This is a genomic window from Acidimicrobiales bacterium, from assembly GCA_040219515.1.
Classification (GTDB): domain Bacteria; phylum Actinomycetota; class Acidimicrobiia; order Acidimicrobiales; family Aldehydirespiratoraceae; genus JAJRXC01.
The window spans coordinates 174448-189450 of sequence record JAVJSI010000005.1; the positions used below are offsets into that span (position 1 = coordinate 174448).

At 66.7% G+C, this 15003-nt stretch carries 14 protein-coding genes; 10 read left to right on the forward strand and 4 right to left on the reverse strand.

Annotated elements, in window-relative coordinates; genetic code table 11:
• Positions 1-10: 10 nt before the first annotated feature.
• Positions 11-424 carry a cyclic nucleotide-binding domain-containing protein gene (locus RIB98_03345; protein MEQ8839991.1) on the reverse strand — a complete coding sequence of 138 codons (414 nt, stop codon included), beginning with the start codon at positions 422-424 and terminating at the stop codon, positions 11-13.
• A gap of 69 nt (positions 425-493) precedes the next feature.
• A complete protein-coding gene (locus RIB98_03350; GenBank protein ID MEQ8839992.1) occupies positions 494-1453 on the reverse strand; it encodes a cyclase family protein in 960 nt (319 codons plus the stop codon).
• Between the two features lie 71 nt (positions 1454-1524).
• Here RIB98_03350 and RIB98_03355 point away from each other — a divergent pair, with 71 nt between their 5' ends.
• Both RIB98_03355 and RIB98_03360 read left to right on the forward strand, forming a co-directional pair.
• Positions 1525-2058 carry an NfeD family protein gene (locus RIB98_03355; protein ID MEQ8839993.1) on the forward strand — a complete coding sequence of 178 codons (534 nt, stop codon included), beginning with the start codon at positions 1525-1527 and terminating at the stop codon, positions 2056-2058.
• 64 nt (positions 2059-2122) lie between these two features.
• On the forward strand, positions 2123-3469 hold the full coding sequence (locus tag RIB98_03360; GenBank protein MEQ8839994.1) for an SPFH domain-containing protein: 1347 nt from the start codon (positions 2123-2125) through the stop codon (positions 3467-3469).
• A 6-nt stretch (positions 3470-3475) separates the two neighbouring features.
• On the opposite strand, the gene RIB98_03365 is transcribed toward RIB98_03360, so the two are convergent.
• Entirely contained in the window at positions 3476-4123 is a 648-nt protein-coding gene (locus RIB98_03365; GenBank protein ID MEQ8839995.1) for a Crp/Fnr family transcriptional regulator, read from the reverse strand.
• Positions 4124-4196: 73 nt separating this feature from the next.
• Between RIB98_03365 and RIB98_03370 the strand changes: the two genes are divergently transcribed.
• Complete coding sequence (locus RIB98_03370; protein ID MEQ8839996.1) at positions 4197-4796, forward strand: TetR family transcriptional regulator; 600 nt, start codon at positions 4197-4199, stop codon at positions 4794-4796.
• A 2-nt stretch (positions 4797-4798) separates the two neighbouring features.
• Here the strand turns inward: RIB98_03370 and RIB98_03375 are convergent, their stop codons facing one another.
• Entirely contained in the window at positions 4799-6970 is a 2172-nt protein-coding gene (locus RIB98_03375) for an EAL domain-containing protein (GenBank protein ID MEQ8839997.1), read from the reverse strand.
• Positions 6971-7258: 288 nt separating this feature from the next.
• On the opposite strand from RIB98_03375, the gene RIB98_03380 reads away from it, so the two are divergent.
• From RIB98_03380 to RIB98_03410, 7 genes are all read left to right on the forward strand, one after another.
• Positions 7259-8197 (forward strand): SDR family oxidoreductase, encoded by a 939-nt coding sequence (locus RIB98_03380; protein ID MEQ8839998.1) that lies wholly within the window; start codon positions 7259-7261, stop codon positions 8195-8197.
• Positions 8198-8208: 11 nt separating this feature from the next.
• Positions 8209-8982 (forward strand): SDR family oxidoreductase, encoded by a 774-nt coding sequence (locus RIB98_03385; protein MEQ8839999.1) that lies wholly within the window; start codon positions 8209-8211, stop codon positions 8980-8982.
• Positions 8983-9151: 169 nt separating this feature from the next.
• Positions 9152-10918 carry an ABC transporter substrate-binding protein gene (locus RIB98_03390; protein ID MEQ8840000.1) on the forward strand — a complete coding sequence of 589 codons (1767 nt, stop codon included), beginning with the start codon at positions 9152-9154 and terminating at the stop codon, positions 10916-10918.
• 68 nt (positions 10919-10986) lie between these two features.
• Positions 10987-11991 carry an ABC transporter permease gene (locus tag RIB98_03395; protein ID MEQ8840001.1) on the forward strand — a complete coding sequence of 335 codons (1005 nt, stop codon included), beginning with the start codon at positions 10987-10989 and terminating at the stop codon, positions 11989-11991.
• 31 nt (positions 11992-12022) lie between these two features.
• A complete protein-coding gene (locus tag RIB98_03400) occupies positions 12023-12919 on the forward strand; it encodes an ABC transporter permease (GenBank protein ID MEQ8840002.1) in 897 nt (298 codons plus the stop codon).
• 8 nt (positions 12920-12927) lie between these two features.
• Complete coding sequence (locus RIB98_03405) at positions 12928-13992, forward strand: ABC transporter ATP-binding protein (GenBank protein MEQ8840003.1); 1065 nt, start codon at positions 12928-12930, stop codon at positions 13990-13992.
• Positions 13992-14996: an ATP-binding cassette domain-containing protein gene (locus tag RIB98_03410; GenBank protein ID MEQ8840004.1), complete on the forward strand. Its 1005-nt coding sequence runs from the start codon at positions 13992-13994 to the stop codon at positions 14994-14996. The genes RIB98_03405 and RIB98_03410 overlap by 1 nt, the downstream gene beginning before the upstream one ends.
• Positions 14997-15003 lie beyond the last annotated feature (7 nt).

Sequence of the window (15003 nt, forward strand, 5' to 3'; positions counted from 1 at the left end):
GGCGACCGTCCTAGCGGACGACGCCTTCTTCGAGCTCGTGCAGGCGCTTCACCGCACCGACGAGAATCTTCTTCGCGAGCTTGGAGCTCTCATCGAGCATCGAGCTGAACTCTCGTCGGTTGAGCGCCTCGACGGTCATGTCGGTGTCGGCGGTGACGGTGGCCGTCCGGGGCACCCCGGCGATCACGGCGAGTTCGCCGAAGAAGTCGCCGGGCTTGTAGCGGGCGATCACCCGACCGTTGCGGCGGACCGTGGCCTCGCCTTCGGCGATGATCATGAACTCGCGGCCGGGCTGGCCCTGCACCGTGAGATCACGGCCGGCTTTCACCGTGATGGGAGTCATGAAGGACGCAACCTTCTTGAGTTCCTTCTTGGTGAGCTCCGAGAAGAGTTCGATCTCGGCGAGCTGCTCTACGAGTGCCATGGCAACCTCCAGACAGGCCCTTTGCCTGCATTCGTCACGGGTCTTCCTATCACTTCCTCCCTGTGCGGGTCAGAAAACGGCCACGGGAACGACCGGTGCGCCCGTGGCGCCGACCACCGGTTCGGGGCTCGCGCTCAGCAGGAATGTGTGGCGCCCGTACTCGCGACAAACCGCGGCCAGCTCCTCGAGTTGCCAGTTCTGACCCTGGGTGAATCCCATGTCGACCACGGCCAGACAGTGCACGGCAAGGACGTTGTCCCAGTCCGGCGGAGGGAACACCTCGAACATGTAGGTGTCGGTTGCGGCGGCGGCGATGTCGTTGCGGTGGAACCACCGCACGGCGTCGATGCCGGGGCCCGGGCTGTCGGCCGTGCCGGCCTCACCCATCGTGTAGGCCTGCGCGCTGCCGTTCAGATAGAGCTGAATGCGTCCCGTGCGGATGAGGACGATGTCGCCTGCAGCGATGTCGACGCCGGCCCACTCGGCGGCCGCGTCGAGGTCGGCCCCGGTGACCTCGTGGTTGTCGGGGAGACGGTCGAGCCCCTTCGATCCGGGTATGTCGAGCAGGACTCCGCGTCCGACCAGCGCGCGCACGTGCTCGATGCCGAGGACCTCGGCACCACCTCGCGCGGTGATGGTCGACGCGGGAATGTCGTTGTACAGCCGGTGGCCGTAGCTCACATGGGCGAGACCATCCCAGTGGGTGCCGGCCTGGAGGCCCATCGTGACCATGTCGTCACTGAAGTGGGGAACCATCGCATCGCCGTCGGGGTCACCGAGGTCCGGGTGGTCGATCGTGCCCATCACGTGCACAGGGTTGATGCGGGTCGGGATCTGGCCGATCTGCACCCCGTCGTGCTTCAGGTCGATCGCCAGCGAGATGGCGCGGCCATGTTCGACCGTGGCTGCGGCCGCGGCGATCGCGTCGGGCGTGATGAGGTTGAGGGTGCCGATGCGATCGTCGGCACCCCAGCGGCCCCAGTTGCGAACTTCGGCGGACACTTCGTGGAAGAAGGCGTTGAACGACATGGCCGGGAGCGTAAACCAGCTCACCGCCGTCCCGCAGACTCGAATCCGTACTACCTTCGAGGGGGAACGAAATGAGTGCGCTGTACCTCTTCTTCCTCGCCGTCGGGGCGCCGCTACTCCTCTGGATGACGTTTGTCGGCGATGCCGATGGCGGCGACGGCTTCAGCCTCGACATGGACGGCGACGGCGACATGACGGTCGTGCCGCTGTCCGCGGTTGCGGCGTTCATGACGACCTTCGGCGGCATCGGCATGATCGGGCAGCTGACCGGCTCGGGTTTCGTCGCGACGCTGGTTCTCGCCCTCGTCCTCTCGCTCGGTGTGGGCTACGCGGCCCACCGTCTCTTCAAGTGGATCAAAGCCCCCGGCGCGTCGAGCCAGGTGACCGACGCCGAGCTCGAAGGCAAGATCGCGCGGGTCTCGCTTCCGATCACCGACGACCATCGCGGAAGGATCGTCCTCGACATGGCCGGCGCCCGAGAACAGATGACGGCCGCGCCGGCGGATGGATCGTCGATGGCTGTCGGTGAACCAGTCGTGATCGTGCGGATCGAGCGGGGGGTCGCGCTCGTGGCCCCCATGATCCCGGATCTCTCACTCGAATGAGAAATAGTTCGCGGCGGCATGTGCTGCCTCGCAGATGCGTCCTCGACGCAGAAGGAACCAAGACATGGGATTAATCATCGGCGCAGGTCTTCTGGTCGTATTCGTTCTGTTGGCGATCATCTCGATAGCAAGTTCGGTCCTGGTTATCTGCCCCCCGAACCGCGTCGCGATCATCACCGGACGCAAGCGCACACTCTCCGACGGTCGGACGGTCGGCTACCGCATCATCAAGGGCGGCCGCGCCTACAAGATGCCCATCTTCGAGCAGGTGGCGTGGATGGACCTCAACACGATCCCGCTCGAGGTGTCGGTGACCAACGCTTACTCGAAGGGCACCATCCCGCTGAACGTCCAGGGCATCGCCAACGTCAAGATCTCGAGCAAGGAAGGTGTGCTCGAGAATGCGGCCGAGCGTTTTCTCAACGTGCCCAACGCCCAGATCGGTCAGATCGCGAAGGAGACCCTCGAGGCGAACCTCCGCGGTGTTCTGGCCACGCTCTCGCCGGAAGAGGTCAACGAGGATCGGCTCCTCTTCTCGCAGAAGCTCATCGACGAAGCCGACGATGACATCAAGACGTTGGGTCTCGATCTCGACGTGATGAAGATCCAGAACGTCACCGACGACAACCTCTATCTCGAGTCGGTCGGTCGGCGACTCACCGCTGAGGTGGTGAAGGAGGCGCGGGTCGCCGAGGCGAATCGGCAGTCCGAGTCCGAGCAGGCGGAGGCCAACGCCCGTCAGCTGGCCCAGATCGCCACCGTGCAGGCCGAACGCAAGATCGTCGAGGAGCAGAACATGTTGCGGGTGCGCACCGCAGAACTCGACGCGATCGCTCGCGCGAAGGAAGAGGAGGCGTCGGTGGCCGGCGACATCGCCCGCGCCACAGCCGAGCAGGACCTCGAGCAGCAACGCATCGAGCTGGAGCGTCGTCGCCTCGAGGCCAACGTGGTCACGCCGGCCCGCGCGAACCTCGAGGCCAAGCAGCTCAATGCCCAGGCCGAGGCGGCGAAGATCGTCGAGGACGGCAAGGCACAGGTCGAGGTGTTCCGTCGCTTGACCGAGCAATACCAGGCGGCCGGTGAAGACGGTCAGCGCATCTTCGTGCTCAACATGCTGCCGGACCTCGTGGACAAGATCGTGTCCACCGTCAACGGCATCACCATCGACCGTGTCGCCGTGGTCGACGGCGGTGGGAACGGCAACGGCAACGGTGGGATCCCTGCCTTCGTCTCGCAGCTGCCGGGGGCCGTGGTCAGCCTCACCGAACAGATCGAGGCCGCGACCGGCGTCGACATCCTCGGGAGCATGCGCGATGCCACCAAGTTCGACGACTCCGCCGACCAGGACGACGACGCCGATCATGGTGACTCCGAACTCCCGCCGCCGCCCCCGGCGCCGGACGGGGAGTAGGCCGGCTCAACGAGCGAGGCGTTCGAGGAGTGCCCGGTCGAGTACTTCCACTCGCCCCCGGCCCACCAGGATTGCGCCCGCCGTTTCCGCAGCCTTGAGCGGACGGTTCGCGGTTTGTCGACGGGTGCCGGCCATCGCGGCGATGTCTTCCTGACGTACCCGGACGACCACCGGCTCGACGCCGTTGTCGAAGACGTCGGCGAGGCGGAGCAGCACACGAAGGACGCGTGTCTCGACGGGGGTGAACAGGACTTCCATCAGCTGCGCCATGGTTTCGGCGAGGCGTGCCGCGAGGATCTCGAGGAGTCGCCGGTCGACCCCGGCGTCGGCCCGCCGGAGATCGTCGAGTCGCGCTTGTGTGAGCGACAGCGTCTCGGTCGGTTCGAGGGCTGTGACCCGGGCGGTGCGGAGGCCATCACCGACGATGGCGAGCTCACCGAGTACCTCGCCGGGGCCCCGCACGGCCAATGCCGCGACGTCGCCGCGAACGGTGGAGACCTCGATCAGGACGCGCCCCTTCTCGATCACGTGGAACGTGTCGCCGGTCTCGCCTTCGTGGAATATCGGCTCGTCCTTGCCGTAGCGGCGGCGCAGCATCTGCTGCCGCCACGCCGGCGCCGCGTCGCCGAGCTCGTCGAGAAATCCCGTGGGCATGGTTGCGAGGGTACCGGTTGGGTCCCGCGGCGGATTTCGCGATCGCTGGTGGTGTCCGCCAGACTTTCGGGCCATGTCTTCGTCGACCGACGCCTCGACCCCGCAGCGACGGGCCGATGGAAAGGCGGCGCGGCGCGGGCGAGTCGTCGAGGCGGCGATGCACCTGGCGGCCGAGGGCGGCTACGAGGCGGTCCAGATGCGAGAGGTGGCCGAACAGGCCAACGTCTCGCTCGGGACGATCTACCGCTACTTCGCAGGCAAGGACGATCTGCTGCTCGCCGGTCTCGCAGGATGGGTCAGCGTGCTGCGGCGTCGTATCGAACGGGACGGTCACGTCGACGGAAGCGCGGCTGATCGTCTTGCCGACGTGCTCGGGCAGGCGGCGAACGCAGCCGAGGGCGCGCCCGTGTTGATGGGTGCGCTCATCACGGCGCTGACCACCACCGATCCGGCCGCGGCGCAGTACAAGTTCCGGGTCGACTCAGAGGTGATGGAGATGATCGTGGACGCCATCGGCGACGAGCCGGGGGTCGACGCGGCCGGCGTCGCCCGGGTCGTGGGCCACGTGTGGCTGTCCGCGATCAGCCGTTGGGTCGGCGGGCTGACCGATGCCGGGAGCGTCGAAGCGGAGCTCCGTCACACCGTGCTCATGCTGCTCGGTGACCGACGCTGAGTTCAGTTGTCGTCGAGCGCGTGATCGAAGGCCGCGGCTTCGCGCGGTTCGGAGAACAGGAAGCCGAGCGCCTGGTCGCAATCGAGCTCGCGGAGCACCGCCAACTGATCCTCTGACTCGACGCCCTCCGCGATCACGATCAGTCCGAGCGCATGGGCGAGATCGATGATCGCCGCGACGATCGTGGCGGCCGCGTGATCGGAGGCGAGCCCGGACACGAACGAGCGGTCGATCTTCAGCACATCGAGGGGCAGCCGTTGGAGGTAGGCGAACTGTGACCAGCCGGTGCCGAAGTCGTCGATGCCGAGGCTGATGCCGATGCGCCGGAGCTGGTCCAGCTGCTCGGTCGCTGCTTGGGCGTCGTCCATGAGCGCGGACTCGGTGATCTCGAGGCAGATCTCGTCGGTGGAGATCCCGGCCTCGGCCACGGTGCGCTGGACGAACGGCACGAGATCGGGATCGCCGAGCTGGCGGGCCGACAGGTTGACCCAGATGCGCACGGGTTCCTGGTCGGGCGTGCGATGGACGCGCCACAGCGAGGCCTGACGGCAGGCCTCGGCGATGACCCATCGACCGATGTCGACGATGATGCCCGTCTCCTCGGCCAGCGGGATGAACTCGCCGGGCGGAATGAGTCGCCCGTCGGGCCGTTGCCAACGCACGAGCGCTTCGAACCCGACGATACGCCCGGACTCGAGGTCGAGTTCGGGCTGGTAGTGGAGGCGGAGTTCCTGGTTGTCGACGGCGCGCCGCAACGCCTCTTCGGTGTCGATGCGCTCCAGAGCGAGCGACTGGTCGGTCTCGTCGTGGATCGCGAACCGGTTGCGACCCTCGTGCTTCGCCTCGTATCGCGCGATGTCGGCGTTCTCGATGATCTGATTCGGTTCGGCCGACCCGATGGAGGTGGCGATGCCGATCGACGCGCCGATCGCGATCTCGCGACCCTCGAGCACGAACGGCTGGGCGAAGGCGTCGAGGATGCGACGGGCCACGGCAGTGGCACCGCGAGCGCCGTCGGTGCCGGCGCACAGCATGACGAACTCGTCGCCGCCGATCCGGGCGAGCGTGTCGCCGGGACGGACGATGGCGGTGAGACGCTCGGCGACCTTGGTGAGCGCGGTGTCGCCCACCGGATGGCCGAGGGTGTCGTTGATGGTCTTGAAACCGTCGAGATCGATGAACAGCACGCCGATCGGTTGGTGCGACCGTTCGCTCGCGGCCAGTGCGTGGGTCATCCGGTCGATGAGCAGCGCGCGATTGGGGAGTCCGGTGAGTTCGTCGTGAAACGCCTGCTTGATCAGGCTCTGCTCGGTTTCTCGCTGTTCGGTGATGTCACGGCTCGACGACTGCAACTGCCGGACCGTGCCGTCGGGGGCGAGGATCGGGGTGATCGCGGTTTCGAACCAGCGGAACGATCCGTTGCGGTGGCGGAGTCGATGGCGGAAGCGGATGGGGTCGGAGCCGCGTCGGCCGGCGTCGTGGATGGCCTGCACGAGCGCGTCCCGGGTGGCGGTGTGTGAAATGTCGACGGGGTGGCTTCCGAGCAGCGATGCAGGGTCGAGGTCGAGGAGGCGGCGGCACGAGGGCGACACGTAGGTGAATGTTCCTGCCGGGTCGTGGAGACACACGAGGTCGGACGTGTGCTCGGCGACGGCCCGGAAGATGTCCTCGGCCGCAGCGAGGGCCTGCGTGGTCGCGGCGATCAGGGCGTCGGTCTCGCGGCTGTCGGCCAGGCCCCGGAGCTCGACGAGCAGTACGGCGACCGCTCGACGGTCGTCGATGATCGGCGTGAGGGAGACCCGTCCCGGCCGGGGCGCCACGCCACCGATGTCGATGGTGCGCTGTCCGGCCCGACCTTCGGCGCCCGCTTCGACCAGCGGGGCGAGGGTGGACGACGGATCGTCGATCGCCCACAGGGGCGCGGCCCAGAGCGCTCGACCGCGAACGGAGGCACGATCGATACCGAGACGGTCGACCTGGGTGTTGGTGTCGAGAACGGTGCCGTCGAGGTCGACCAGCAACGCGGGGCTGCCCAGCCGATCGAGCTCGGTGCGGGCCTCGATGGCTCTGGTCAGATCGATTGTTTCCGGGTCTGTCGTCCGAGCCAAACGCGCGAGCACGTCGGCGCGGGATCGGTCGCCGGTCACGGTCGCGGCTTCGCGCTCGTGGTTCACGCCCTTGCTCCTGCGTCGGTGGGTACTCCAGCCCAGCGAAAATCTATGTCGCCCCGGTGCGATGTACGCGGATACCCGTGACGCGCGGTGTTCGATTCCCCCACGCGCGGTGACAATCCCCACGGATTCGGTCGCAACTGCAACGGGGGTCAGACCCCCGTTGCAGTTTGGCGTTGCCGCTGACTTACGAGTCGGTGGGAGAGGGTGACTAGGGTCGGCGGCTGCGGCCCGGCTCTGGGCCACTCGTTTCAGCGAACACACACTCGACGAACACAGGAGCGGACGGCTGTGGCCGGATTCCTCGAAGGCAAGAACATCGCAATCACCGGTGGCGGCGCGGGCATCGGCAAGGCCATCGCCCTCGCGGCAGCCGCCGAGGGCGCCAACATCGTCGTCGCCGACTACGGCGTCTCGATGGACGGCAGCGATCCCTCCAGCGAGGTGGCCGACGCCGCGGTGGCCGAGATCGAAGCCGCCGGCGGCAAGGCCGTCGCCGTGGCCGGCGACATCAGTGAGTTCGATGTCGGCGAGGCCGTCGTCGCCGCCGCGGTCGACAACTGGGGCTCCATCGACGGCGTCGTCTGCCCGGCCGGCGTGCTGCGCGAGCGGATGCTCTTCAACATGAGCGAAGACGAGTGGGACCATGTCGTCGCGGTGCACCTCAAGGGGCACTTCAACGTCTACCGGGCCGCCTTCGCCCGCATGCGCAAGCAGGACACCGGCGGTTCGCTCGTCGGCTTCACGTCCGGCGCGTTCACGGCGTCGACCGCGCAGCCGAACTACTCGGCGGCCAAGGGTGGCATCGTCAGCCTCACCCGCTCGGCGGCCATGACCGCGGCCAGCATCAAGCTCCGCGGCGGTCCGTCGATCAATGCCAACTGCATCGCCCCCGTGGCCAAGACCCGCATGAGCGAGAACGTGCCGTTCGAGATCGAGACCGGCGAGCCCGAGGACATCGCACCGATGGCCATCTACCTGATGAGCGACGCCGGTCGCGAGATCAACGCCCAGATCTACACGGTGGTCGGTCGACGGATCTCCGTCTGGAACCAGCCCCAGGAGCTGCGCACGATGTGGGCCGGTGGCGATCAGTGGTCTCCCGAGGAGATCGCCCAGATGCTGCCGAGCACCGTCGGGCAGGAGCCGAATCCCTTCATCGCCGATCTCGAGCGGCGCATGGCCGACATGGCCGCCAAAGAGAGCGCTGCGCAAGAGAAGAAGAGCTGAGGGTGCCGTCGGTGCCGCAGGAGCCGGAGGGTCGCAACCTCCTCACCGGGAAGCGCGTCGTCGTCACCGCGGCGGCGGGCACCGGCATCGGCTCGGCCGTGGCCAAGCGCGCCCTGCTCGAGGGCGCGGCGGTGCTCATCTCCGACATCCACGAACGCCGACTCGGCGAGACGGCAGACCGTCTGGCCGAGGAGACGGGTCGCCGGCCCCACACCCAGATCTGCAACGTGACGGTGGAGGACGACGTCCAGGGACTCGTCGCCGCGGCCATCGCCGCTCTGGGCGGCATCGACGTGATGATGAACAACGCCGGCCTGGGTGGTTCGGTGCGCCTCGTCGACATGACCGACGAGCAATGGAGTGCCGTGTTGGGTGTGACGCTCGACGGCACGATGCGGTGCACCCGAGCCGTGCTGCGTCACATGATCGACGCGGGCATCGAGGGCGCGATCGTGAACAACGCGTCGGTCGTCGGCTGGCGCGCCCAGGACGAGCAGTGTCACTACGCAGCGGCCAAGGCCGGCGTGATGGCGCTCACCCGGTGCTCGGCGATCGAGGCGGCCGAGCACGGCATCCGCGTCAACGCGGTGGCACCGAGCATCGCCATGCACGCGTTTCTGGCCAAGGTCAGCGACGAAAACCTGCTCGACCAGTTGTCCGAGCGCGAAGCTTTCGGCCGCGCCGCCGAGCCATGGGAAGTGGCGAACGTGATGGTCTTTCTCGCCAGCGACCTCGCCAGCTACATGACCGGCGAGGTCCTCTCGGTCAGCAGCCAGCACCCCTGATCGACCCCTGATCGGCCCGTCCGGCGTTCCCGTCACCGGAACAAGACCGAAATCCGCTTGAAGTTCGCGTGGCGAAAGCTTGCGTGTTACGCGTTGACTGGACCACAGTGCTAGACCTTGTGGCGCGAGTCACACGACCGCCGATGGTTCTCTCCTGGAGGAGTCACCCATGTTCACTCGTTCCTCACGCTCGAGGCTGGCACGGCTGTTCGCCCTGCTCCTCGCGTTTTCGCTGTTTGCCGCGGCCTGCGGCGACGACGGCGGAACCGACGCCACCGACACCGACGCCGATGCTGACGACGACGGCGACACGACCGGCGACGACGACGGCGAGGCACCCGGCACCTCCGCGCCGGAGGAAGGCGAAGGCGAGGACGAACAGCGTGAGGAGAACCCGGGAGTGGTCGGCGGCACGTTGACCGTCTCGGTCGAGGCCCCGTCCGACGGTCTCAACCCGACCTCGAACAACTTCGCCACGTCGGCGTACATCATGGGCTACCAGATCTACGACCCCATGTTCTATGTCGACACCGAGGGCAACTGGTTCCCGTGGTTGGCCGAGTCGGCCGAGCCCGTCGGCGACGGTTCCTCCTGGCTGATCAAGGTGCGCGAGGGCGTCACCTTCCACGACGGCACGCCCTTCAACGCCGCGGCCGTTGCTGCTGCGTTCGACGCGACGCTCAACGACCCGCTGATCTCGCTGGCCGTGGTGCCCAGCTACCCGGAAACGGATCGCTACGAGCTGATCGACGAGTACACCATCCAGTTCAACCTGATTCGTCCGAGCCAGCACTTCCCCGTGAACCTCACCAGCCAGCTCGGATTCATCCCGTCGCCCGACTATCTCGTCGCCGCCGCCGAGAACCCCGAGCTCGATCAGATGCCGATCGGCACCGGTCCGTTCAAGGTGGAGGAACGCGAGCCGGGTGTCCGAACCCTCCTCGTGCGCAACGACGACTACTGGCAGGGCACCGACGACATCTATCTCGATGCCATCGAAGTGCTGCCGATCACCGACACCGTGATCGCGGCAGAGCGTGTCGCTCGTGGTGAGATCGACCTGATCGTCACCAGCAACCCCGAGGCCCAGCTCACGCTCGAGGCCTCGCCGGGTATCGAGACGGCGTCCAACGTGCTCGGCGCGGAAGACGACATCATGATGAACACCTCGCGGCCGCCGTTCGACGACATCCGGGTCCGCCAGGCGCTCACCTACGCGACCGATCGCCAGGGGTACTTCGACATCATCGCCCAGGGCACCAAGCCTCTGGCCGACAGCATGTTCCACCCCGACACCAAGTGGCACAATCCCGACATCGTGCAGGAGGGCAACACGCCCGAGCTGGCGGCCCCGCTGATCGTCGAATACTGCGCCGAGAACCCGGTGAACGAGGCCGGCGACCCGATGTGCACCAACGGCAAGGTCAACATGGAGCTCCAGTACTCCGGCCCGTCGGTCACGCAGACGCTGATCATGGACCTCTTCATCAACGGCTGGGAGGACTATTTCAACGTCACCCGCCAGGAGCTGCTCCAGACCGATCACATCACCGAGGTCGCCTTCGGTCTCTACGACGTGGTCACGTGGCGTCAGTTCGGGGCGATCGAGCCCGACAACGAGGTCGTCTGGCTCGAGTGCGCCACGGCTGGTGCGGGCATCGCCCTCAACTGGGTACGTGTCTGTGACGAGGACCGCGACACCCATCTCTTCGCCCAGCGGGCCACCCTCGACGAAGACGAGCGAATCGCAGCCTGGCAGGAGATCGCTCAGAACGTGCACGACTCCTACGCCTACGTCTTCCTGACGCATTCTCGCTGGGTCCTCGGCTACAGCGAGAACGTCAAGAACCTCTGCGGCACCACGGGCCCCGACGGCGACAGCGTGACCTGCAACGCCGACGGCTCGATCTTCCTGCACAACGCGTGGATCGAATAGTCCGGTCCGTTTCCTGATCGAGTGAGGAGCAACGAGGATCCGTTGATGCACAACGAGAGTGGTGAGTGATGCGTGGATTCGTTCTACGTCGCGTGCTGCAACTGATCCTCGTGCTCCTCGCGGTCACGTTCGCGACCTTTGCGTCGCTCAATGTCATCGGCGATCCGCTCGAGAACCTGGTCGGCCCGATCATCGCGGGCACCGACTGTGACGCCGTCGATCGCGGGGAGATTCCCGACGCCAGCTCGACGGGCGGAGGGCGCACGGATTGCGAGATCATCCGCGAGGCCGAAGCGGAGTACAACCTCGACAAGTCGATCCCGGTTCGCTACGGCATCTGGGCCGGCGAGATGGTGCGTGGCGACTTCGGCCGATCGCTGACCACCGGCGTCGAGACGAAGCAGCTCGTCCAGGACCGGCTCCCGCAGACGCTGAAACTGGTCGCCTACGCCCAGGTCATCGCCCTCGGCATTGCCATTCCCTGGGGCGTGTCGACGGCTCGCCGAGCGAACCGGGGATTCGACCGGGCGAGCACCATCGGCTCGTTCGGGCTGCTGTCGATCCCGAACTTCGCGCTCGGTGTGATCCTGCTGTGGCTCTTCGCCCTGAAGTGGCAGTTCTTCCCGGCCGGCTACGACGACGACAGTTGGAGCCAGGAACTCAAGTCGCTCACGCTTCCGGCGCTCACCCTGGGCCTGGGTCTCGCCGCCACCTATCAGCGGCTGCTGCGGACCGACCTGATCACGACCCTGCAGGACGATTTCGTGCACATGGCCCGCGCCAAGGGCATGCCGACGAACTGGATCATGTACCGCCACGCGTTGCGACCGTCGATGTTCTCGGTGGTCACCGTGTTCGGCGTGAACACCGGCGCCCTCATCGGCGGCTCGTTGGTGATCGAACAGATCTTCTTCATTCCTGGCATCGGGAGCGCCGTCGTCGAAGCCGTCCTGCGCCAGGATCAACCCGTCGTCGTCGTGCTGGTGGCCCTGATCGCGGTGGCCTTCGTGATCGTGAACTTCTTCGTCGACCTCTTCTACGGATGGCTCGACCCCAGGGTGCGTGCCGGATGACGACCACCCCCCGACCCACAGCGAGGACCCGGTGACCGACAGCATCCAGGCCACGGCCGAAGCGATCCTCGAGGATCCACTTCCGTCCGACGCCGTGAAGAAAACACTGGGCTGGGGTTTCTGGCTCGCGCTCGGCTGGCTCGGCGTGCTGATCGTGGTGGCCCTCCTCGCCCCCTACCTCCCGATCGACGATCCGACCGAGTTCGGCGCGGGACCAGTGAACGAGGGTCCCTCGTGGGCCCATTGGTTCGGCACCGACAAGGCCGGTCGAGACGTCTTCGCGCGGGCGGTGTGGGGAGCGCGCATCTCGCTCGTCGTCGGCTTCTTCGCCATCTTCTTCGGGTTGGTGGTGGGCGGATCGCTCGGCATGATCGCCGGCTACCTTCGGGGTCGGGTCGATCAGTTCATCAGCTTCCTGTTCTTCACCGTGCTGTCCTTCCCCGCACTGGTGCTGGCGATCCTGATCGTCACCTCGACCGAGCAGAGCCTGAGGTCGGTGTCGATCACGCTCGGCGTCCTTGCGGTGGCCCCCGTCGGTCGGCTGGCGCGAGCGCAGACCCTCGTGTTCGCCGAGCGCGAGTTCGTCCACGCCTCGCGGGTGATCGGGGCCAAGAACGGCCGCATCATCGTGCGCGAGCTTCTTCCCAACGTGTTGATCCCGATGGGAGCGCTCGGCCTGCTCGGCATGGGTCTCGCCATCGTGGCCGAAGGCGGTCTTGCCTTCCTCGGCCTGTCGGTGCAGGGCGAGGACGCCGGCGCAATCAGCTGGGGCAAGCTCATCAACGAGTCACGTAGCATCCGCGATCTGCAGAACATCCCCCATGTGGCGTTCTCGATCATCATCGTGATGTTCCTCACCATCCTCGCGTTGAATTTCGCCGGCGACCGGGTGCGCGAGTACACCGACGTGCGAGAAACGGCCTTCTAGGAGCCTCGATGTCGGAACCACAACTCATCGTTCGCGATCTCACTGTCCGCTTCCCGACCACCCGGGGGGTCGTGCAGGCGCTCAACGGTGTCGACATCGAACTCGAGAAGGGTCAGATGGTCGGCATCGTCGGCGAGTCGGGCTCGGGCAAGTCCGTCACGGCCAAGACGCTCATGAACCTTCTGCCGCGCACGGCGCAGGTCGAAGGCGACGTGATTTTCGAGGGCAAGGACGTGCGCGAGCTTGCGAGAAAAGGCCAGGACCACTTCTGGGGCGTCGAGATGACCATGGTGTTCCAGGACCCCATGACCTCGCTCAACCCCGTGAAGCGCTGCGGCGAACAGATCGCCGAGACCCTTCGCTACCACTTGGGCACGAGCAAGAAGGACGCCCTTGCCGAGGCCGAGGACCTGCTCGGCCAGGTCGGCGTACCCGAGCCCTCCAAGCGGGTGCACCAGTACCCTCACGAACTCTCGGGTGGTCTTCGTCAGCGGGTCGTGATCGCCATGGCGCTCGCGTGTCAGCCCAAGCTGCTGATCGCCGACGAGCCCACCACGGCGGTCGACGTCACGGTGCAGCGGCGCCTGCTCAACCTGCTCGATCGACTTCGCGAGGAGCGGGGCATGTCGATGATCCTGATCACCCACGACCTCGGTGTGGCCCGCGGTCGCTGCGACGACGTCGCCGTGATGTACGCCGGCCGCATCGTCGAACGATCGGCCACCGAGACGCTCTTCGGCGATTCTCGCCACCCCTACACCGATGCGCTGTTGCGGACCATCCCGCGGGTCGACCAGCCGAGCCACACCCGCCTCGAACCGATCCCCGGGCGCCCGCCGGAGATGATCAACCCACCGGAGCAATGCTCCTATGCCCCGCGATGCCGGTTCGCTCAGGCGGACTGTCTTGAGGCCGTACCCCCGTTGCAGGGTGTGAAGGGCATGCACGAGTACGCCTGTTTCCACCCGGCCAACACCGATCGTGGACGAGAAGCTCTCGCCGCGAACGTGGCGGCCGGAGAGACCGCCGCCGGTCTGCCGATCGCCGGCTACGCCGGCGGAGGAGCGGTCTGATGGCCGGCACCGGACACGCGCCCCTGCGCGACGACCCGAACGTGATCATCAGCGTCAAGGACCTCGTCGTGGAGTTCCCCGTGGGGCGCGGCGCGGTCGTTCACGCGGTGAGCGGCATCTCGTTCGATGTGGCCGAGCGCGAGACGCTCGGCATCGTAGGCGAGTCGGGCTGTGGCAAGTCCACCGTCGCCAAGTCGATCATCCGTCTCAACGACATCAAGAGCGGCAGTGTCGACTACCAGGGTCACAATCTCGCCGATCTCGAAGGAGAGTCGCTGCGCCAGATCCGGCCCGACCTCCAGATGATCTTCCAGGACCCGATCTCGTCGCTCAACCCGCGTCGCAAGATCCGCGACGTCATCTCCGAGGGGCTCGCCGTCTGGGGCGACAAGGAGGGCTCCTGGTCGCAGGACCGCATCGAGGAGCTGATGATGGCGGTCGGCATCGACCCCAAGTTCGGCGATCGCCGTCCGCACCAGTTCTCCGGTGGCCAGTGCCAGCGCATCGGCATCGCCCGGGCCCTGGCCCTCGACCCCAAGGTGCTCATCTGCGACGAGCCGGTGTCGGCCCTCGACGTGTCGGTCCAGGCGCAGGTGCTCAACCTGCTCGAGGACATGAAGCAGCGCTACGGGCTCACGTTGCTCTTCATCAGCCACGACCTGTCCGTGGTCAAGAACGTGTCCGATCGCATCATCGTGATGTATCTGGGCAAGGCGTGCGAGATCGGCAACGCCGACGAGCTCTACGAGCACCCCCGTCATCCCTACACACGGGCCCTGCTGGCATCGATCCCCGAGCCGGCCGCCACCGTCGACCCGAGCGACGGCGACATCGACGGCGAGCTGCCGTCGCCGATCACCCCGCCGGCCGGTTGCCGCTTCAACACCCGTTGCCAGCACGCCACCGACATCTGCTTCACCGACGAGCCGGAGATGCAGCAGGTGGGTGACCGCGACCACTATTTCGCCTGTCACCACCCGGTCGAGGTCGCGGTCGGCCTGTAGGTCGGGA